General features: G+C 37.9%; 14 protein-coding genes and 4 pseudogenes. 8 read left to right on the forward strand and 10 right to left on the reverse strand.

What is annotated here, in order from left to right; translation table 11 throughout:
- The 6 genes from LEP1GSC062_RS03865 to LEP1GSC062_RS03895 all read right to left on the reverse strand — a co-directional run.
- On the reverse strand, nt 1-194 hold a 194-nt coding region (locus LEP1GSC062_RS03865), incomplete at its 3' end, for a transposase (protein ID WP_039941167.1).
- A 510-nt stretch (nt 195-704) separates the two neighbouring features.
- Nucleotides 705-1,127 carry a hypothetical protein gene (locus tag LEP1GSC062_RS03875; protein ID WP_244265082.1) on the reverse strand — a complete coding sequence of 141 codons (423 nt, stop codon included), beginning with the start codon at nt 1,125-1,127 and terminating at the stop codon, nt 705-707.
- Between the two features lie 119 nt (nt 1,128-1,246).
- Complete coding sequence (locus tag LEP1GSC062_RS03880; RefSeq protein WP_039941105.1) at nt 1,247-1,801, reverse strand: tetratricopeptide repeat protein; 555 nt, start codon at nt 1,799-1,801, stop codon at nt 1,247-1,249.
- A 34-nt stretch (nt 1,802-1,835) separates the two neighbouring features.
- On the reverse strand, nt 1,836-3,197 hold the full coding sequence (locus LEP1GSC062_RS03885; RefSeq protein WP_010578607.1) for a Kelch repeat-containing protein: 1,362 nt from the start codon (nt 3,195-3,197) through the stop codon (nt 1,836-1,838).
- Between the two features lie 34 nt (nt 3,198-3,231).
- Nucleotides 3,232-4,668 (reverse strand): SBBP repeat-containing protein, encoded by a 1,437-nt coding sequence (locus tag LEP1GSC062_RS03890; RefSeq protein ID WP_010578606.1) that lies wholly within the window; start codon nt 4,666-4,668, stop codon nt 3,232-3,234.
- A gap of 37 nt (nt 4,669-4,705) precedes the next feature.
- Nucleotides 4,706-5,611: an LA_3334 family protein gene (locus LEP1GSC062_RS03895; RefSeq protein ID WP_010578605.1), complete on the reverse strand. Its 906-nt coding sequence runs from the start codon at nt 5,609-5,611 to the stop codon at nt 4,706-4,708.
- Between the two features lie 293 nt (nt 5,612-5,904).
- Between LEP1GSC062_RS03895 and LEP1GSC062_RS03900 the strand changes: the two genes are divergently transcribed.
- Nucleotides 5,905-12,489, forward strand: coding sequence for an RHS repeat-associated core domain-containing protein (locus LEP1GSC062_RS03900; protein ID WP_020983552.1), 6,585 nt, complete (start codon nt 5,905-5,907; stop codon nt 12,487-12,489).
- On the opposite strand, the gene LEP1GSC062_RS22885 is transcribed toward LEP1GSC062_RS03900, so the two are convergent.
- A protein-coding gene (locus LEP1GSC062_RS22885; protein ID WP_244265083.1) for an IS5 family transposase occupies nt 12,400-13,196 on the reverse strand; the annotation gives its coding sequence in 2 pieces (ribosomal slippage) (nt 12,400-12,851 and nt 12,851-13,196; 798 coding nt in all). The genes LEP1GSC062_RS03900 and LEP1GSC062_RS22885 overlap by 90 nt on opposite strands.
- 83 nt (nt 13,197-13,279) lie before the next feature.
- On the opposite strand from LEP1GSC062_RS22885, the gene LEP1GSC062_RS03915 reads away from it, so the two are divergent.
- The 5 genes and pseudogenes from LEP1GSC062_RS03915 to LEP1GSC062_RS25445 all read left to right on the forward strand — a co-directional run bounded on the left by LEP1GSC062_RS03915 (nt 13,280) and on the right by LEP1GSC062_RS25445 (nt 17,469).
- Nucleotides 13,280-13,630, forward strand: coding sequence for a hypothetical protein (locus LEP1GSC062_RS03915; protein ID WP_010578602.1), 351 nt, complete (start codon nt 13,280-13,282; stop codon nt 13,628-13,630).
- 9 nt (nt 13,631-13,639) lie between these two features.
- Complete coding sequence (locus LEP1GSC062_RS03920; protein WP_010578601.1) at nt 13,640-14,269, forward strand: hypothetical protein; 630 nt, start codon at nt 13,640-13,642, stop codon at nt 14,267-14,269.
- A gap of 161 nt (nt 14,270-14,430) precedes the next feature.
- Nucleotides 14,431-15,069: a hypothetical protein gene (locus LEP1GSC062_RS03925; RefSeq protein ID WP_010578600.1), complete on the forward strand. Its 639-nt coding sequence runs from the start codon at nt 14,431-14,433 to the stop codon at nt 15,067-15,069.
- A 138-nt stretch (nt 15,070-15,207) separates the two neighbouring features.
- Nucleotides 15,208-15,852 (forward strand): hypothetical protein, encoded by a 645-nt coding sequence (locus tag LEP1GSC062_RS03930; protein ID WP_020983477.1) that lies wholly within the window; start codon nt 15,208-15,210, stop codon nt 15,850-15,852.
- 616 nt (nt 15,853-16,468) lie between these two features.
- Nucleotides 16,469-17,469: pseudogene (locus LEP1GSC062_RS25445) on the forward strand (IS630 family transposase).
- Nucleotides 17,470-17,488: 19 nt separating this feature from the next.
- Here LEP1GSC062_RS25445 and LEP1GSC062_RS03945 read toward each other — a convergent pair.
- Together LEP1GSC062_RS03945 and LEP1GSC062_RS03950 are read right to left on the reverse strand one after the other, a co-directional pair.
- Complete coding sequence (locus LEP1GSC062_RS03945) at nt 17,489-18,226, reverse strand: hypothetical protein (RefSeq protein WP_039941109.1); 738 nt, start codon at nt 18,224-18,226, stop codon at nt 17,489-17,491.
- A complete protein-coding gene (locus LEP1GSC062_RS03950) occupies nt 18,189-18,503 on the reverse strand; it encodes an HNH endonuclease (RefSeq protein WP_010578595.1) in 315 nt (104 codons plus the stop codon). Before LEP1GSC062_RS03950 ends, LEP1GSC062_RS03945 begins: the two co-directional genes overlap by 38 nt.
- 542 nt (nt 18,504-19,045) lie before the next feature.
- On the opposite strand from LEP1GSC062_RS03950, the pseudogene LEP1GSC062_RS25760 reads away from it, so the two are divergent.
- Nucleotides 19,046-19,195: pseudogene (locus tag LEP1GSC062_RS25760) on the forward strand (DUF1564 family protein); the annotation flags it as partial.
- A gap of 883 nt (nt 19,196-20,078) precedes the next feature.
- Nucleotides 20,079-21,416, forward strand: a pseudogene (locus LEP1GSC062_RS21020) (IS5 family transposase).
- A gap of 23 nt (nt 21,417-21,439) precedes the next feature.
- On the opposite strand, the pseudogene LEP1GSC062_RS24545 reads toward LEP1GSC062_RS21020, so the two are convergent.
- Nucleotides 21,440-21,625, reverse strand: a pseudogene (locus tag LEP1GSC062_RS24545) (transposase); the annotation flags it as partial.
- Nucleotides 21,626-21,643: the final 18 nt, after the last annotated feature.

Raw genomic sequence — 21,643 nt, forward strand, 5'->3', positions numbered from 1 at the left:
ACTAACAAGCGAATCGGCAATCCAGGTCGACCCGTTTTCTCTGTGTAGTGCTTCCCAAATTCTTTCTCAAATTTTCCCCAGTCTATCTTCTTCGCTAATTGATACAACGGATGTTTATGATTGAGTATCTGGTCTAATCTATTTCGAAAAAGTTCACTTTGATTCTGGCGTTGCGAGGTTGTTTCTGGTTTCATTTTCACCGGGTTTTGGATGGGCTTCTGCTTCTTTCCGGTGATTTTGTTTTTTATTCTTTCCCTTTGGATAGCGTTTTATTCACGTTATTCGTCTTTTTAACCCTTTTTCAGGGACGACTAAGTAACTTCAAAGAAGAATGGTCCTCTTTTATTTTCCGCTACTAACCCGTACGAAATAAACATGATTCCGATTACAGAAATTTTTATTATCTTAGTCATTTTTTCCTCATTAAGATTGAGTTTTGTTAGGTAAAGAATTTAGGTCAGGATCAGTCGAGATTGAAATGTTTAGTTTTGCTTAGATGTTGATCCGAAGTATTTAGAAATTCAGTGATTATCTTTTTAACAATTGTCTTATGAACCCGATTTACTCTATCAATTTTTATATAATACAATCCGGACAATAGGGAATCCTTTCCCTTATAAGTTTCTTCTACTCATTCCTACATAATAGAGTGTCCAAAATTCTACATTTAAACGGGGATTTGTGCTAAAATTGGCGGTACTCCTTTATGTAGAGATCAGTAAGAGAGTTCTATCCTTGTTCTTTAAGCGAATGGTTAGGTCGGCTTCGCACTCATATTGTGACATCGGTAAACCTAAATACCAGAGGGCAACACCGAAAAAGCTTAGGCCGTAGAAATAAATATATTCACTACATTTATACTTATTGATTTCACCTTCAATTTGAAAGTAATCAGAAGCATCTATTGGACCGTCGATGATATTTAGTTTTGAAAATCTATAACGACTGTTTAGCTCTTGTTTTAAAGAATCTGCTAAATAATATTTTATAGGAGTGCTTAATCCAAATTGCGTATCTTCGGGAATATTTCTTGAATTTTCACCGTAAGGGAAAAATGGGATTAACCCGAGGCCGCCTCGGTTTTCATTTCCTTTTTCACGACGATCATCGAAAATTTTGATCACCATTCTTTTGCTTACGGCCGACTTGTTTGGTTTTTCTTCATCGGGTTTATAAAAAGTAGAAGGGAAGGTAATGCAGGAAGCGAAAATGATCAGTATAAATAGATTTATAAAAGTTCTTAGCATTAGTTTCTACGAAATCCTAACTTTAGAAGAATAAAACACTGTAGTAGTATAGAAATAGAAATCAAACTTAACGTAAGGTAGAAATGATATGACTTCTCTTGCAAATGATGAATTTCATCACGAATTTGTTTTAAAGACTCATTCATTTCTTGAAACGGAATATTTAAAACACCGTTCTCACCAGATTGAGAGCCAAATCCTGAATATCGAGTTTTAAGAATCGGTGAAGAAGAAACATGATCTACGAGTTTCTTGTCTTTTAACTCCATATATCTGGCTCGAAGAGACGGGTTGTTTGGCCAATTGGAGAAAGCCTTTTCATAATAAGAGAACGCGGTTTTAAATTTCCGATCCTTGTATTTCTGATCAGCTACTTTAATCCAAACTTCGGTTTGATACAGTTGGAGAGTCACATCATTAGGATTGATTTTGATCCATTCATCCAGGAGGGATTGTGCCTCCGTAGAGCGATTCGAATCAATCAAGTCTTTGATTTGTTGGTAAGAAGTGTTCTCATCTGTGCTTTGTGAATAGATAGAAGCAGAGAAGATGATGAAAGTAGGATTGAAGCTATAATATTTTTCATCTTCATCTACTCAAAATTACCGCTTTGTGGCCGTATCGAGCTACAGGTAAGGTAATAGTCTCTGTTCTCCATGGAGTCGTTGTAGGGCTACCTAAATCCATTGAGTAAACCTTGTCCTGCGGAACATTCGTGAGGTTTGCTCCACCAAAAAGAAACGCTCTCCTGAGTTCGTAGGAAACTTCCATTGCAGGATAATAAAGAGCGGTTGGTAAAATTCCACCTGCTGTATAATTGGAAGTCGTTGCCAGACTGTAATCAAATGTATTAGAAGATGTAACTGAAGTAGGGGGTTGAAATACATCAGCAGTTGTCGATCCCCCTGCAATTAAGATAGAGGCTGGATCAACAGGGTAGGCATCTTTGGGATTAGGGCGATAACAAGCCATTGCGGCTCCATACTTTGCCTGACTGATAGTCGCTTCAGTTAACGATGTGGTTGTATTTCCACTCGGAATATAGGCATCTGATGTGTTAAATGGGAGACCGTCAGTGTTCCGTCTTCCGCCGGAAAAAAATAAGGTATCGTGTATCGCACATCCCGGCATATCTACTCTTTGAAAAATCGCGCTGTTGGAAACATACTTTAGCCAAGTTCCATTTGTTCCTAAAGAAGGAGTGAACTTGTAAACCGTGTTTGCAAGGGTTCCAGTCGTCATATCTGCGGACGTTGTTCCGGATATAATATAGATATCGTTTCCGGATGAGAAGGCGATTCCGCCTTGATGAGTGTCAGGCATCGAAGCCATTGTTTTCCAAACATTATTGAAGGGATCGTATTCGTTTACGGTATTAACAGCTGTGAACGTTACTCCTGATTTTATCAAGCCACCCATAACGTAGATCTTATTCTGATGAGAAACAATATTGGAATATGCTCTCGGAGTGGGAACACTTGTAATTGATGGAATCCACTGGTTTGTCACTGGATCATACAAATCTACTTGTGCTATGGGCGAAATTCCAGCTCCGAGACCACCTACGATCCAAATCCCTCGTGTTTTCTGAGGTTGATCACTTACAAGTGTTTGGAAGGTCAGCATCAATGGATTCGGAGGGGATTGTAAGTCTCCGCAAAAGGCTGAGTAAAAGTAATTGGTCTGAGTTTCAAGGTTATTGATTACTACGATATGGTCTTTCGAATTCGTAATGCTCGGCATGATCCCTTCAATACTTGATTTCCCATATGCAATAGCAGCAGTAGACTCTGCCTTACACTTAAAGACAAAGGTCGCGCTTGTGGCTCCTGGAATTACGAGAGGAAAACCGTCGAGTTTGTGCGTATCCAAGTTCGAACCATCGATCAGAGGAGAATTCCCACAGTTAACAAAAGTTAGAAGGATAAAAATGGAGAAAATAGATTTCATTCGATGGTTCCAGATTTTATACGTATATACTACATTAATATTTTATAATTAACAGATCAGAAGTATGATTCGGCGTCCCAACAAAAGGTTCGCCGTTTAGAGGTCCATTGGTGTAACCAGTTAAATAGGGATGACCTAATTGATCGATAGTGATCGAATATGCATCGGAATAAAACCCTTTTGTGCCGGAAATCGATGTCCAAATTTTATTTCCATTTAAGTCATATTTCGAAATAAACACATTATGCTTTGAATTGCTTGGATCAGAATGAGTTTGTTTGTCTAAATTTCCAGTTGTGTAACCTGTAATGTAAAGGCTTTGATTCTTATCGAAAACAATTCCTGTCCCTATTGCGCTTTTGCTTGAAACTTCAAAAATTGATCCCGTAAATCCTAACTGTCGGGTCCAAATGCGATTCCCATTACTATCGAATTTAATTACGAGTAGATCTCTTGTGTTGTTTCCTGATTCTATTTGATCATCAATATTTCCATTTGTGGATCCAGTAATATAAATGTTTCCTTGACCGTCTAACGTTGCTCCATTGGATTTGGTATCTTTCCCGGAGGCTCCGGTTAATTTCGTCCATATTCTATTTCCATTATTATCAAATTGAATGAGAAAAGAATCGTTAGCTCCAGAAACAGGGATGCCATCCATAGTAGTCATATTTAAAGTGGTGCCGACTAAATAGATCTTTCCATTAGAATTATCGTAAGTGATTCCGGAAGGGGCGGGACCTGCGAATAGTTTAGTCCACTGTTTTGCTCCAGCAGAATTATACTTTACTATAAAATAGCCTGTTCCTCCGCCGCCAAAGGTTTGTCCATCAAGACCGCTGTTTGAGCTGCCCGTTGCAAAAATGTTTCCTGAAGAATCAGTAGCGACTGCTTTTGCCACAGCATTACTGTTTGCAGCTATACCAAGTAATCTGGTCCATTGCTTATTGCCATTGGAATCATATTTTACTATAAATAAATCTGAATCAATAAAGTCGGGAGCTGAACCAATAAATGTTTGTCCGTCCAAAGCTCCATTTGTGGTCCCAACTGAATATACATTGCCAGATGTATCAGAGGCGATGCCATAAGCCGTGGTTTCATCGCCAGCAACGCCCATTAAGCGTGTCCATTGTTTGGCACCTGATGAATTATATTTTGTTACGAAAAGATCATAGATCCCAGTGAGGACTTGTCCGTCGAAATTGCCGGAAGCTTGTCCTGTAACATAAACATTATTATTTGAGTCGGAAATAATTGAATTCGATTGTATTCCTCCATTCGAACTTGTACCCAATAGTCGAGTCCATTCTGGCTTTGGTCCGGGCGTTGTTATGCCAGAAAGCAATTGAATTAAGGAGAGGATTGTTAGATCATCCATCCCTTTCTTTTCATGCTTACAAGTAAAGATAGTCCCCATCAAGAAGAGAATACAAAAAGAATTCTTTAATATTCTTAGCATAAGTTTCATCTCTTTTCTCCCATATTTGTACAAATGATAAAGTAGCTCATAATATCAGCAAGGCACCTAACTCAATACCCACGTTACAAACCTGACTGCTGGATTCGAAAATGCATGTAGAACGAATACCGGTTCGAAAAACAATCGATCTGTATTGAAGACCTTGCCAGCCGAACTCTAAATAAGTTGCCGGATTAGTTCCAGAAAATCTCTGGCTATTTCCTGAATACTGAACCGTAGAAGAACCAATTCCAAAGTTGGTATAAAAATCCCAGAGTAAACTTTCACCGATTCGAAACGATCGATTGAAGTAGAAAAATTGGTTTAAGAAAGAGTAATATGATGAGCCGGAGTTTGATTCTTGATATTCCAGTCTGAGTCCGGGACGAAATTTCAAGATTTCAAAGAACGCAGGTTCTAAATAAATTCCAGCTCCAAACGTAGAAGGGTTGGAAGCGCCGAGCGGGGCACCATTGGCTAAACCGGAAAGAGAAAATCCAAATTTGTGATTCCAATTTTTTTCTCCAGCATTGAGATACTTTGGATTTAAATTTGGATTAGCAATTTCAGGCGCGTCGGAAGATCGAATCTTATTTTTATCTAAATGAATGAAGCCAAGATCAGTTTTGATCATGAGTTCTTTTTCAGAATCTTCCGCCACGATTCCTTTGATCATACTACCGTCTTTCAATTGAAATGAAGTATAATGATAGGAAGTATCCGATCCATTTTTCGATAAATCGATAGAAGCTATATCTTTCCTCGGGATCTCGTAGGTCTTTTCCTTCCACTGAAATCTTACTCGAATGTCGGATTCTTCCTGTACCTTTCCAATGAAGGCTGAACCATCTTTCATCACGATTTCGGCGGGGAAGAGGGTAATGGAGCTGAAGACCATCAGGAATAAAAATACGAAAGGGTAAGAAGCGGAAGGAAATTGAAGTTTTAACATGATGGGAGTTTTTAGAGAGAATTATATGGCTCAGAATTAATATTTTAGTTTCAAATTATAAAGGAAGTAGTCGATCTGCGATAAAATCGATTACTTAAAACAAAAATGCACCTAAGTATTTATAGTCAAGAGAATTTGGGCTACAGACATTGAATAAAAGGCTCAAATGATAAATTAATATTTTTTTAGTAACAAAATGCGATAAAGTATGTCAAAAAAATTCATTGACTTACGTTGTCTTGAAAGGTCCACCTGTTATTCATCTGGAACTTTTATGGGAATGAACTAGAAGCATGAAATTGAATCTCCAAACTAGGAATCGTAAATTTGCCGTTAGATACGCTCTTATCCTTTTAATCGCTTTTTCAAGTGTCGCTGCTTTTCCGTTCTTACAGATGTTTGCGCTGAGTGGGCCGAGTTCGGAGACGGGGATTCCGCAACCGCTTCCGGATGTAACGGTCGATTCATTGGGAGCGGCTAACGCGTCCGTTCCGATTCAAGTTCCTAAAGGAACAAAAAGGATTACACCTTCCTTAGAACTTCAATATAGTTCCTTACAGAATGATGGGCTTGTTGTAGGAGGAGGTTGGGATCTTTCAGGAATCTTAACGATTTCTCTCGATCCATCGGAAGGGATTCACAATGATACAAATGATTCTTACGTTAGCTTTGCCGGGAAGTTAGTGAAAACCTCTCCCGGTATTTATCATACGAAGATAGAATCTTTTTTTCAATTTAAGAAACTCGCAGATTCTTGGGTCGTTCAAGATCGTAATGGCGTAACTTATTATTTTGGTGAGGACGCTTCTACAGAAAATACGAATTCGAATGCGACCATTCGAAACTTGAGTGGAAATTCGCGGATATGGGCTCTCAATAGGGTAAGAGATCTGAATGGGAATGGGTATATAATTAAATATCAACCTTATAGTTCGGTGAATGGAATTCCGATTCCGGATCGAATCGAATACAATCAAGGAAATACGGTAATTTTATTTGGGATTGAAGATCGCACTGACGCTATCGAAACCGCTTTTTTAAACATTCAAGCTAAGTTAACAAAACGAATTCGTTCGATTTCCGTTCATCAAAAACAAGATGATGGCAGTACTGTCGAATCTGAAAAATATACTCTCAACTATAGCAATAACTTATTTGATAAGAAAGATAGATTTACTGGTTTGGATCGTAAAAATTTCGGACCGGTATCCTTTAATTACAATAACAGTTCACCTGTTGGATCCGGCTCTACATCGAAATCGTCTCCTACTTCGATCGACATGAGTTATCGTTTTGAGAATACTGCAATAAAATCTGATTGTGATTTTACCACCTCGGTTTGTGCATGTTCTGCAAATCCTGCGTGTATGGCATTGTCTGGTGGATTCGCCGGTTATGTTTGTATTGGCTTCGTAAATGCTTTTGGCGATATGTGTTCGAATGGAATTGTAGGCTCTCAAACCTTTCTGGCGACCTTACAGACTAACAAAGCTCCGGAGCCAGTTTGGATTTCAGGAGCAAAAGGGAATAATACACTCCGTCAATATTCAAGTTCGAGTCCAGGTACTGAGATTCCAATAGGTTCGCAATCATTTAACCTGAATGAAAAATCGAAAGTTTTGCAAGGAGATGTTGATGGCGACATGCTCTCAGATTTTATCGTATTAGAAAATGACAATGTTTCTATCAGTTTAAAGTTAGGTAGAAATAGTGATTTTAGTGATATTGGAATCCCAGCAATTTTGAATTCAAATCCGAATTCGTATCAAGGTTTAGTGGATTTAACAGCTGATGGAAAAGCCGAATTCATTCAGACGGACTCATCAAATAATTTTTTAGTTTATATTGCTTCGGCTGGAAGCTTAAATACAAACCCGATAACGTTGAGTATTCCCGGTATCGGGTCTTCTTTTCGTCAGTTTGTAGATATGGATTCCGATGGAATTGCGGACTATGTGAGGATGACTGACAATCCGGATGGGAGTAAAAATTTAAATATTTCTTTTCTAAGCTATAATGCCGGAACGATCTCTGTCAGATCAAATACTTCCAGCTATATCGGAGTTCCAGGAACAGAGGGAGATCGTTTTCTCGCAGATTCTAATGGGGATGGATATCTAGATCTTGTTACTTTTTCCAGCGATACGCTATTCGTATATCTATCCGATGGGCATAGCGTAAGGTCACCTTTAAGTTTTCCAGTTAGTCACGCGACCCCATATATGGAGGTTATAAACGGTGGGGCAAATAGTAAACGTTACTCAATGAGAGATATGAATTGGGATGGAATTACGGATAGGATTTCATTGACTACCGATGGTTTTCAGATCGATCTTTTCAATCCAAATACCGGCTCTTTTGATTCAAGTTTTCAGGTTTCTAATAACGGAGCCGTTGTTTCTCAATTTGATGTGAATTGGGATGGGAATACGGACTCCATTTCTTTTTACACATTCTTTTTCAATGGAACTGGGTTTCATGTTAAGAATGGAACGGACGATAGCAACACGGACGTGGTTTTCGATCATAATGAAACGCTTCCTGTACCCGTGAACCCTGCTCTCTATACCGTTGATCGAAACTTTATGTACAGTAATTTTGTGAATACCAAATCCTTAGCAGATGTTGATGGAGATGGTAAGGCGGATTTCATTCGCTTTTCGAATGGCGTCATTTATGTTTCTTTTTCTCGAAGTAAAAACAATAGTCTATTTTACTCAAATGCCGGCGATTCAAGTTTTCCAGCTTCGTCCTTTTCCGTTGCAGTGGACACAAATCAGGATGGGCGCGCAGATTTCATAGGATTTCGCGCTCCTATGAAAGACTTGGTAGTTCCGACTTTATTTAACAATTTTGCCTCTTTTGAAAGAAATACAACGGCTCATGACAATGCGGTGAATATCGATTATATTGAGCCTGTGTTCTCCAGACAAATTTCACAGGGCCTCTTAACCGATATATCGGGAACACAAGAAAAGGGGATTCAGATTAGTTACGCAAATACTTACGATTCAACGAATCCAAGTGTAATCAATGCGATTAATTTTGGAACCCCAGGAGCGTTTTTAAAACCGAATTTGAATCCTTATTCTGTGGCAACGAATGTCTATTCTCAAGTTGCCAATGGATATGGGGAATCTGAATCTTATATCTATGAAAATGGAAGAATCTACATCCAGGATCAGGATAACCGTGCTTTAATGGGATTTGCAAAAATCACAACTGCAAATAGTAAGACCGGAGAGAAAACGATTTCCTATTATCAAGGAACGAACCCGAATTTCGCAAATTTAGAGACAAGACGGGATGAATATCTCAATAACAATTTAATGTCGACGACGACGTCTACATTTGTCTCGGTCGCAAGTCCATTTGGAACGTTGAATGTTCGTAAATCGCAGGATGCTATTGCGCAGTATCAAAATGGCGCTATTCTTACTTCTTCTCAAGTCGATTATACGTATGATGTCTACGAAAATATTCTTTCAAAAGTGACACAGATCAATTCGAATCCATCTCTAACTCTAAGAGAGGATACAATTTATAATCCATCGCTGACAGATTGGGTTTTGTCCGAATTCGTTCAAAAGAAGAAATCGAAAGGTGGAAGTGTATCCTCTCAGGTAGATATTACATACACAAATCATTTACCGAGCGATATCAAAACCTTGGTTAAGGCTGGAACTACTCAGTATTTGGTTCAATCGGTTCTTTCTTATGATAGCTTTGGGAATCCTACATCAATTAGAGAAGCCAATGGAAACATCAATCTAATCGAATATGATCTAATCACTCATAACTATGCAACGCGTCTCACAAATTCTTTGGGAATGGGAATTCAAAAAACGTATGACTATGTCTTCGGTCGTGAATTGACGAGCATCGATACAAATGGGAATCGATCTGAAAAACTATATGATGTTTATGGGAGATTGATCGGAACTAAATATCCCGGCGAATCCGATTGGTCTGAAGTTGTAGAATATATCCAAACTGGAAGTCCGACTGGTGAAAAAGTCAAAAAGACCGTCGGCGATCCAAAGTCCGGCGATTCTTGGGCTCAAGAAACTCACGACCCTTACGGAAGAGTAATTAAAACGGAGGCACTTGCTGTAGATGCCATTGTCTTAACGGAAGAAAATACTTATTACTCGAACGGTCTTTTGAAAACAAAGACCGAACCATACATCGGAACCTCTCCGTTTTTAACCGCGACTTATCTGTATGATTCAGAAAATAAAATGATCTCGATTTCAGATACTTCCGGGAAAAAAGCGGATATTACATATTCAGGATTTACAACTAGTTCTGCTACTTCCGTAAACTCGAATCCGCTTTCTACGATTTCGACTACAAAGAATGCACTCGGGGAAATTCTATCCAAAACGGAGAATGGAAAAACGATTCAATATACCTACGATGCGAATTCTAAGACAACGCAAGTCCGAGATCCCGAAGGGAAAAACGTAAATTTCACTTACGATTTATTGGGTAATAAGTTATCGCAAACAACTGTGAATACTGGAAATACGACGTTTCAATTTTCTATTTCCGGTAAAGTCATAGAGCAAAGAAACGCAAACGGTTCTTATCTAACATATCAATATGATGCTTTGGATCGATTGATTCGAGTGACCGGAAATCATTCCAATGGATCAACTCAAAATATCCAATTGACCTATGATGAGTCCGGCGTCCCAAATGGGGTCGGTAAGATTACTTCTATCATCGACTCGATTGGAAAGACTGATTTTCAATATGACGCAAGAGGAAATCAGACCAAGATTCGTAAGTATTTAAATCAAGAAGATTTAACTTTAATTTTCTTGAGAGACTATGATTTGGGAAATCGTATTATCACTTTAACATATCCTGATGGAACCGTAATTCATAACCAATATACTCCTGCAGGTTATTTAACCTCCATTACAATGGATTCTTCCGATGGAAGTAGTTCCGGTCAGTCTGTGGTTAATTACGTAGGTCCTTTAGTAGAAGGTTCGAAATTTAAAGTACAGAGAACCGTAGGAAACGGGGTTCAAACGAATATTTATTTTGATCCGATCAGCCAGAGGCTGACTGAGATTGTTACCGGCTTGGACTCCGATATATACGAAAGTCTAAAATACGATTACGATTTATCGGGAAACATTACTAAGATTGACGATTTGAGAAATCCGGGAAGGACTCAGAATTTTCAATACGATCAATTCAACCGAATTACAAATGCATCCGGAAAATACGGTTCGGAAGACTATCAATACTCCGATGGTGGAAATTTAATTAAGAAAGGTGCCAGCAATTATTCTTATGGTGGAAGTAATTTGCATGCTGTAACACAGATTACATCTCCACAAGGAACCAAAACTTATTCCTATGATAGTTCCGGTTTGATGACAAATCGAGATGGAGACGCGCTGGAATATGATCCGATGGGTAAGCTCCAAAGAATTCTTACGAAAGATGGTGAAACTCTCACTTATGATTACGATTACAAGGGTGTAAGAGTTCGAAAGAGCAAGCAGTCAGATGGTACCAGTGTAGTAAGTATAGATGGAACCTACGAAGTAAGTCTAAGACCTGGATTTTCACCATTGCATTCCCTTTACATTAAGGGATTGAGTGGAGATTTAGTATCTCAGTTGACTTTAGACAGTGTAAGTTTGTTAACGAATTCTCAATTCGAGACGGAAGAAAAATCTACTTTTGCAAGCTTGATTTTGAATCCTAAGGATACATTTTGTAAGGGAGTGGCTAAAGATTGCGGAGATTATTATAAGAATAAGACCCATGATCTATATCTTTCAGGAATTGAATCTTTATTCGCAATCAAGAATGGAAGAATTGGAAATCAATTTCGTTTAACAATGATTTCTCTTTTTGGCGTTTGTTTGTTGGGATTTGTTGGTTATCTTGTGTTTAACACGAAGTCACTTCAAATGTTTGAATTGGCAAGAGCAGGGGTAACTCCAATTCTTCTCTTAAGTGTTTTTATGGGATTCAATTTTTATTCCTGTGGTCTCTTACCAGGAACTGGAAGTAAAAATGGAGATCCTCCTTGGGTTGTGTTTCCATCTACAATTCCCTCTGATACTCCGTCGGTATCCTATCCTGGAAATGGCGCTGAAGGTGGTCCAATTGGAGGAACTCCTGTTCCAGGAATGATTTTCTTTCATCCAAATCATCTTGGATCGATTTCTATGGCTACCAATGGTGCAGGGAAGCCTTTGTCCGGTGGATCTGCAATTGGAACCAGTTATGTTTCTTACAAACCTTATGGTGGAATTTTAAGAACCGATTCTTACGGCCCTGATGTTTTTAGAAATAAATATTCAGGACAGGAAGAAGATAAAGAAACGGGTCTCTTATATTACAAATCCAGATATTATGATCCGGAGATTGCAAGATTCTTACAGGCAGATTCGGTTGTGAATGGAGAGGTTCTTTCGGGAAGTAATCTGTATCTGTATGTAGACGGAAATCCGATGAGTTACAGAGATCCCGGCGGACAGAATGCTATAATTCATATGTTTAATCAAATAATAAAGCATCTTATCGGGTTTGCTAATAAAAATCTGCCGTCAAAGGCGACCGTGGAGCAGAATGTTAGAGCCATAGGAAGAAATATTGATCATTACTGGAGATCAATTGGCAGGGGAGCCGCTGGTATGAATCACAATATTCAAGCTCGGTTCTATAAGCAATTGCATTTGATTGACCATGCAGGACGAGCGATGATGAGATCTGTCGATCACTCTTGGAAGGAGGTCTTAGGGCCGGTCTCAAAACTACCTATTAAAAAAGTTAAAAGCAATGATGGAGCTTGCGAGATAAAGAGATGCCAGATAATTTTCCGCTTTTCTATCCCAGCGAATTAGAATAGCTCTGAATCGATTGTGCCAACTGTTTGTTCTTTCAACGACCCAACGCCTTGGTTTTCCTTTATATTTGCCGATGAGAGGCTTCTCACCTTTTTTCCGAATATGAGCTCGAATGTTTCTTTTCTTGATGAATGCTTCTATATCTTTGAAGTCATAACCTTTATCTAAACAAAGATGCTTCGGTTTTTTTCTTTTTCTTCCGGAAAAAACTAAGATTGAATTCAACGTATCTTTTACACCGCGTTTGTCATGAACGTTAGCTCCAGTCAACGTAATTGCCAAAGGAATACCATTTCCATCCGTAAGAATATGCCGTTTAACCCCTAATTTGGCACGGTCTGTAGGGTTCTTTCCGGTTAAGCTCCCCCTTTGGGAGCTTTAACCATTGCGGAATCCATCGAAGCCCAGTCCCATGCTATCTTATTCTTCACATCATAATATTTTAAAATAGATTTATAGATCTTTTTAAATACTCCCGCTCGTTCCCATTCTTGAAATCTTCTATGACAAGTTTGACCGGACCCAAAGTCATTCGGAATTGCACGCCACTGACATCCCGTTTTCATTCGATAGATAATCCCTGCCATTACCACTCTTGCAGGTACACGATTGCGCCCCCCTTGGGGATTGACCTTTTCTTTAGGGATAAAAGATGCGATTTTTTGCCAAAGGGCATCGGGTATCTCTGAATAATATTTGTCCATTTCACATTGATATTATTATGCTTTCTCAGTACAAGCAGTTTTGAGACCGGCTCTTAGATAATGCAACCCACGTAGGAAGAGAAATGGGGCGCGGAATCGACGGAGCCGTAAGAAAAATTTTGTCAGGAGGTAGCTATTCAAGAAATCATAATGCTCGATTGTGGAGTTTGGATCACAGTATTGTTGGAAAGTTTCTTGGACATGCTTGGCAGGATGTTTTAGGATGGGATTGGGGAAAAATTTTAGTGGGTGTCGCAATCGTTGTTGTCATCGTATTTTTTCCAGAAGTTATATTGGTCGGATTGGAATTACTAGGATTAGAGGCTTTAGCTGGGAGTGTCGTGGCTTCAATGATTTTCACTGCGGCAAAATTAATAATAGAGGGAATTGCTGGTGAGGAAGCGGAAGATGGGCGACCGTATAATACCAATTGAATTTAACTAATGTTCCAAAGATTATTTTTTATAGTATTCTTTATTTTAGGTTGCTTGCATTTTAGGCAACCTCTCGTTTTCGGAGAAAAATATTCAAAAATAAATTCTAAATTTAAAAGTGAAAAGTTTTGTTTTGAATTCAAAAGAGAAGAGATGAATGGAATAGAAATTCTGAAAACCGGGTCTCGATTTGAAAAAGCAAATGAGAAGATGTTCAACGTTTATCGGAGATCTATTGAAGACGCATTCTTCGAACTTTCCGGGATTTTACACTGTGCAACCCCAAAACAATCAAATTATACTGTCATACGAATATCTCTGAATGTAAATGGGGACTGTTTAACAAGGCGAAACCCTGAAGAGTTCAATGGATGTGAAGTTTGGGGATACGCCTCGTTAATGAGTTTCTTTATTATACCATTTTGGGGAAAATCCAGCAGTGAAGTAACATACGAAATTGTGGATTCTGATTCGAATAAATATTTATTTAATTATAAACCAAGTATATACATTATTGATCATATACTATTGCTGCCGATTTCCTGGATTGTCTTTTTGCGATCAGTTAAAAAAGACTCTTTTGTAGAAACTGTGGAAACCTTTTTGAATGATTCTGGTATATCGGTAAGAAATCATTAAAAATATAGCTTCAAAATTATTATCGTTTATGTAACTCAGCTTTTTATTTTGGGCATAAAATACATATGCGATCTTTACAGCATAAAAGGATTATCAAGGAATCGCTGGTGGGAAAACGGAAGATGGACAACCGTATAATACGAATTAGTTATTTTACATAGATGAGAATATTATTCATTGCTTTTTTGATTTCTTCGATATTTGGTTGTTTGCAATTTTCACAAAGAATTGAAACGGAAAATGACTTACACGAAGAAATTCAAACTCAATTTGGAAAGAAAATTTGTTTTGAATTTGAGTCTCGGCAAATCAATGGAAAACAAATTGGGCATAGCGAAAATCGTTACGACTCCGCATTAGAGGAACGTTATTATAGATATGAGCAAATAATTCGAAGTTTATTAATTGAGAAAGCTTCTCTGTACGCTTGTGGGAATGATAATGCTTCCAATTCGAAGATTCTTATTTCCTTTAATTGGAACATCAAGCCGGATTGCATCAATAAAAACGTATCAGAAGAATTTAACGGTTGTCGGGTTTGGAATTTTGTATCTGGGTTAACTTTTGGTGTTATTCCTTTTTGGGGTCCGGCAACAAGTGAGATTGCGTTAAGGTTAAATAGTTATGGTTCAAAAAAATATCAATATAACCCGCGTGTTTACACGATTATCTCGGTTTTTCTATTGCCAATTTTTTGGATTAATGTTTTTTATTCCGCACCAGAAGAATCTATCCGTCAGTCAATTGAACTTTTTCTAATGGAATCGGGTTTGTCGAGAACTTCTGATAAACCTAAGTAAGAATCGTAGCAGCCGTTACTTAGTGTTCGAAGGTGCGACCGTGGCAAGTTTAGTTTTTACTGCTGCCAAGCTTAATTATAGAAAGAATTGTTGGTGAAGAAGCAGAAGATGGGCGACCGTATAATACGAATTAATTAGATGAAAAGAATTGAATTATTGTTTCTGGTTCATTTGGCGGTATATGGTTGTCTTCAGTTTCCTTTTGTCTCGTCAAAACTTACCGAAAATGAAGTTAAATTCCATAGTTTTAGTCAAAATGAAATTTGTTATGAATTTATTTTTGAATCAATGAATGGCAAAACACTCGAAGTTATGCAGGGTGATTTTAAAAAATATTATATTAACTATTTTCAAAAAATTAAAAATGAAATTCAAAATTATTTTTTCGAAAATTCGACAATAAGAAGCTGCTTTCAAGGCTCAAAGGCAAAAGAAAGAATCCAAATTTCATTGGAAGTAAATACGTATCCAGATTGTTCGAGAGATTTAAGTGTGACTGAAATTAATGGGTGTAAGATATGGGGATATTTTACAGCGATGAGTTTTGGGATTATTCCATTTTGGGGTAGATCGACAAGTGATATTCGATTTGAAATTATTATTGATGAAAGGAGAAACGGTATTTTCCAGTATCAACCAAGCATGTATTCGATAACACATTTTTTATTATTGCCCTTTGCATGGATCAATCTAATTCGAAGTATGCCTGAAGCTCCTTTTCGACAGTCCGTAGAATTATTTTTTTTGGATTCAGGTCTTAAAAAAAATAGTCTTCCTCGGTAAAATAGCTATCTCTCGGTTCCGATTGGAGAATACTGATTCTTGTTGAATTAGCATTTACTCAACTTGGGTGGCCTGGTTTGATTAGATGTTTACCATTTTCCCTGTAGTCCAATAAATTATTCTGCTATTCCCCTGAAGGATATCTGAATGAGGTCGTAAAGTTTTTTCAACCAAATCCGAGCTTTGCTATGAGTTAGCCCCCGTTACCTTTTTCATTAGTAAAAATATCTTGAAAAGCCTTATTGACCTTGTAAACATTAAGACTTAAAAATGGCCATGATATTGTAGCTCAAAATGAACTTAATTTGCTACTATAGAGAATGAGTTTTGGTTATTAAGGAAGGGATGAAATTCGCAGAGCGCAGACTATTTGAGTTCATCAAATAAAATTAAGAACTACATTCTGATGAAAACTTATTCCAATCCAGTCTTGCTTCATCAAGTAGAATAAATTCATTTGAACTGAGGTCGCAAGACTTACATACAATTTTAAAAAACCATACATTATCCTCCCGAATGAATCGTTTCTTAGTGACTATGCCGAACCAGTGATTACAGTTACTGATCCCTACAAAAAAGAGTACCAAAAATATAACAATAATATCCCATTGTCATAATGCAAAACTTAGAAAGGGAAAAGTTAAAACGTTTGGAAAAGCGTAGGTTGAAGGGAATTGCTCTATTGAAGAAAGGCTACACGTGCTACGGAGTATCAAAAAAGCTTGGAGTCAGTAAGCAATCGGTAATGCGTTGGCGAGAAAGATATGAATCGGAAGGAATCGAAGGAGTAAAATGGAATGGTCGACGAGGTCGACCGACCAAATTGAGCATTTCAGAGAAGAAAGAATTAAAAAGAATCATCTTGAAAGGTCCGATCAGTAACGGTTATCCGAATGAACTTTGGTCAACGTATCGCGTATCGGAAATCATACGAAAAGAATTCGGAGTAACGTATCATCAAGATTACGTAGGAATTCTCTTACATCAATTAGGATTTTCGTATCAAAAACCTAAAAGAAGAGTGTTGGAAAGAGATGAAAAGGCAATCGAAACTTGGAAAACGAAAACTTGGCCCGGTATAAAAAAAAGCAGAGAATGAAGGGTTTAAGGTCATATTTTTAGATGAAAGCGGAATCAGCCAGAATCCATATACGATAAAAACTTGGAGCTTAATCGGAAAGACACCGATCCTTCGTCACAAGATGTCTTGGAAAAAGTTATCAGTAATCGGTGCTATTTCTAAAAAAGATTTTCACTTTCAGATCATAACAGGCTCTGTTAAAAGCCGGGATCTTAATTATTTTTTAAATATACTTTTAAAGGGAAATCGCAAAAAGATTTTAATAGTTTGGGATAATCTATCTGCTCATAAAAGCAAAGCAATGAATGAATTTTTAAAAGCAAATGAGAAAAGGCTTCGAGTAGAATTTTTGCCTCCTTATGCTCCGGAGTTAAATCCGCAAGAATATATCTGGTGTCGTTGGAAGAAAAACTATATGGCTAATTTTTGTTCCGGAGAATCTTAGCCAATTGATTCAAAGAACTAAATCTACTTTAGGTATATTGAAATCAAATACAATCAGTTTCGATAGTTATTGGAGACAAGCTGGTATTTAGGTACTCATTTTTATATGGATCAGTAGGACAGGCTTTCACATTGATTTTCGAAGTCAGGAGTTTCATATTCGGAATTTAGTCTTTTTTCCCAGTATTTTGAAATTCTTTCAACAGAATTCCAGCACTGCCTATATGCTTTTTGCCAAGAATCCTCATACAAATGCTTTAAACTTATATCCGATCGATGAAAACAATGGTCCCAGGCGGAAAGTTGTCGAGGTGGATTTGGGTTTATTAATATTTTAAAATTTATCTTATTATAATTACTTTTAGCAGATTGTGACCATTTTAGAGGTTTGCGGTTTATCTCATTTTGCTGATTTTCTCTATTGAAGGCATTCAATTTAGCAGTTTCAAGAAAAGCCGAATACGAGAATGGAATAGATTTCTGAGTAACGGACTCATTCGAAAAACTAAACTTGTTTAAGGAATCAGCGATTCTATTTATTACTCTTTTTTTATTGATCTTGATTGAGTCTCTTCGAAGAAGATTGACTATATAATAAAATCGTTCTTTCCAGGAGGAGTTTATGTGAGGAGATTCTGAAATTTCTAACTCAGTTCTCTTTAACAGCATTGAGAATTTTTGAATCGCCTTGTTTGATGCATAAGACCAGGAAATCCAGCTTTCAGTTAAATTTTCTTCTCTTTCAGAGAAATTGTGTTTTCCATTTAAGTTTTCTGCGATGCCTTTAACACGAGAATAATAAAAATCATATCTATTTACTTTTATGAATCTTCTTGCAAGCATAGCCATAGTCTTTTCCTTTAAAATTGATGATATCGATTGCCAACTGCACTATTTCTTCTTCATTGTAATATCGCTTCAGTTTTGAAAGTTCTTCTACGACCAAACAAATATTCTTTTGCTCGTGTTTACCTCCTCGTCTTAATGGCATAATATGTTCTGCATTTGTATTTTCTGGTGTAAGCTCCCTTCCTGATAACATGCACTTTTTCTCCTGTTGGTTTAAGATCCGATAAAAATCTTCTGCTTTAAATTTATAAACCTTCTCATTGTCCTTCTTGCTCATTTAGAACAACCAGCAAGATTTTTGAAATTGACTTTTTGAAATCGGGTGTATAGGATAAGAGGAAGATTTTCCTTTTTTGGTTTTAAAAAGAAATCGATTCTTTGATCATACCAAGTCTTATGCAACCTTCGTTTTTCAATCAACTTTAGTTTGAGCCACTTTCTAATGATAAGCATAGCCGTTTGCTTATGAATGTTTAGAATGGAACAAACTTCGGATATTGAATGATATTTTGTCTCTGCTTGCTTTGAATGAATCAGACGCCACATCTTTGATGCAGTCTTTTGATACTCTTGTTCTTTCTTTCTCTGAAAATTCGGAACACGTGGACTTGACCAAAATTGATTATGGAGGTCCATTTCCTTCTTTATGGAAGGACCAAACTCGTTAAAATTTGAAGATTCATTCAGTAAAACGTAATCATTTCGATTCCGAGAATTGAATTCTGATTCCTCTTTTTGAATAATGTAGGAGTAGGAATCAATTGAAGTGGAAAGCCAATTTTCTGTTTTAATCCCACTTCTTTTCAGCTGATATTTGTTCCCCCGAATCCCAACCGCCTTCGGCTTCCCGGATTCGTCAGAGAAAAAATTCCATTTCCAACAATTACTCCCATCACCACCAACCAGCACATCCAACCCGAAGATTTGAGCATTCTTCAAGAAGGAGAATTCATTCAAATAGCGAGTTGAGTTTTCGGGACGGATATAATAGTACGAAGCAAAAGCTGTCTTGAGCAGACGTTGGTTCCCCTCTGATACAGCATTAGAGACACCACAGCGACTCCATCGATCTTTAGCCCATCTGTAACGAATGTCTTTGGACCTTGCAGAGTGGTTTACGGATCGATGGTTAGAATAAATTCCCCAAAGCCAAGGATATCCTTCATCAGTCATCAGAGGTGTATGTAAAGGAAGGTGATCCTTGATGATTGGTCCTAGGGTGTTTGCCTTCTGGCTGGGAACTGAATTGAAGAAAACAGGACCTTTCTTCACTCCAATTGTGTGGACTAGAGTGCCGACTTGCCTTCCTCCTAAGCTATCAGAAAGGTAAATAGAGGCTGTGGATCCACCATGTCTGTAGCGTTTTCTCCCGTCATTTGCTCTCTCAGAAGCAGAAAAAAGCACCATTGTATCAGCTGAAACGTAGGGTCTGTTTTCCATTAAATGGGTGATATCAGTGTTTTCGTCAGGTGGTAGGGTGAAGCCTTTGAACTCTCGATCAAGTGCGTCATACGTCAGTTGTTTGTATTTCGGTAATTGCTGTGAGGCAAACAGTTGGAGACGTCTCTTAAGAAGGGAAGCAGCGTTGTAGGAGATTCTCAGTCTCTTACTGATCTCTGTTGAAGTAAGGACTTTTGGAAATTGAATCATACTTTCGTAGAAAACGTAACTGAACATCCATAAGGGAAGTTTCATGTGATGAAGAGGCGTGTAGCTCAGACGTGAAGTTACTTAGTCGTCCCTGAAAAAGGGTTAAAAATACGAATAACGTGAATAAAACGCTATCCAAAGGGAAAGAATAAAAAACAAAATCACCGGAAAGAAGCAGAAGCGCATCCAAAACCCGGTGAAAATGAAACCAGAAACAACCTCGCAACGCCAGAATCAAAGTGAACTTTTTCGAAATAGATTAGACCAGATACTCGATCATAAACATCCGTTGTATCAATTAGCGAAGAAGATAGACTGGGGAAAATTTGAGAAAGAATTTGGGAAGCACTACACAGAGAAAACGGGTCGACCTGGATTGCCGATTCGCTTGTTAGTCGGCCTGCATTACTTGAAATACGCGTATAACGTATCGGATGAAGGTGTAGTAGAAAAATATTTAGAGAATCCCTATTGGCAATATTTCTGCGGGAATGAATATTTCGAACACGATTTTCCTTGTGATCCGACGAGTTTAGTAAAATGGAGAAAACGAATCGGCAGTGAAGGTGTAGAGAAATTCTTAGAAGAGACAATCTTGTTAGGACAACGAGAAGGTCAGATAACGCATCAAGAATTTACGAGAGTGAATGTAGATACGACGGTTCAGGAGAAAGCGATCACTTTTCCAACGGATGCGAAGCTGTATCATAAAGCCAGACACACGTTAGTTGAATAAGCCGTAAAAGAAGGCATCAAACTAAGACAAAGTTATAAACGAAAGAGTAAATTAGCACTCATTAAACAAGGACGTTATTCACATGCAAAACAAAGTAAACGGGCCAAGAAAGAAACGAAACGTTTAAAAACGTATTTAGCTCGAGTAAAACGCGACATAGAGCGAAAAGTAGAAAATCCTAATAAACGACTTCAATCTCTTTTAGAAATTTCCGAGAAGATTCTAACGCAAGAAAAAAATAGTAAAGGTAAAATCTACAGCGTTCATGCTCCGGAAGTGGAGTGTATCTCTAAAGGTAAAATTCATAAGAAGTATGAATTCGGTTGTAAGACAAGTTTAGTTACTACCAGTAAATCCAATTGGATTGTTGGCGTTCAAGCCTTGCACGGTAATCCGTATGACGGTCATACTTTGAAGAATGCCATCAACCAGATGGAAAAGATAACCGGCTTTCGACCTAAGGAGTGTTATGTGGATCAAGGTTACAAAGGAAACGATCATCATCCGGTCGATGTGGAAGTTCACCTTTCCAATAAAAGCAGAAAGAAAATGTCTCGTTGGCAAAGGAAATGGATGAACAGAAGAGCCGCTATTGAACCGATCATTTCTCATTTGAAACAGGGTCACAAGATGGATCGGAACTTTCTGAAAGGTCAAGAAGGAGATCGTATCAATGCCATCCTATCCGCTGCCGGTTGTAATTTCAGAAAGCTATTCCGAGCTTTCTTTTTGTTTCTGGATCAAATTGCTCTTTTTCGCGTGCGCCTTTTTCAAATTTCTCTTTGGTGCAACCATTTTAATTAGGAGCTCACTTTTTCAGGGACGACTAGATATCTGCATCCCTCACAGCGGATCAATTCAGGTTGAGTTGATATCTCTTTAGTCAGCAGTTTGCCTGGACAGTTAGGGCAATATTTCGGGTAGAAGTCATTCAGGATCTTCTTAGTGAGGTTCATAAAGAAATCAATGTTGATTGCTGGGTTGTTGCGCTTATCTTTAAGCTGTGCTGATGTTTGGACTTCCCCCAAGAA

The sequence above is a fragment of the Leptospira alexanderi serovar Manhao 3 str. L 60 genome, assembly GCF_000243815.2.
In the GTDB taxonomy this organism is placed as follows: Bacteria; Spirochaetota; Leptospiria; order Leptospirales; family Leptospiraceae; genus Leptospira; species Leptospira alexanderi.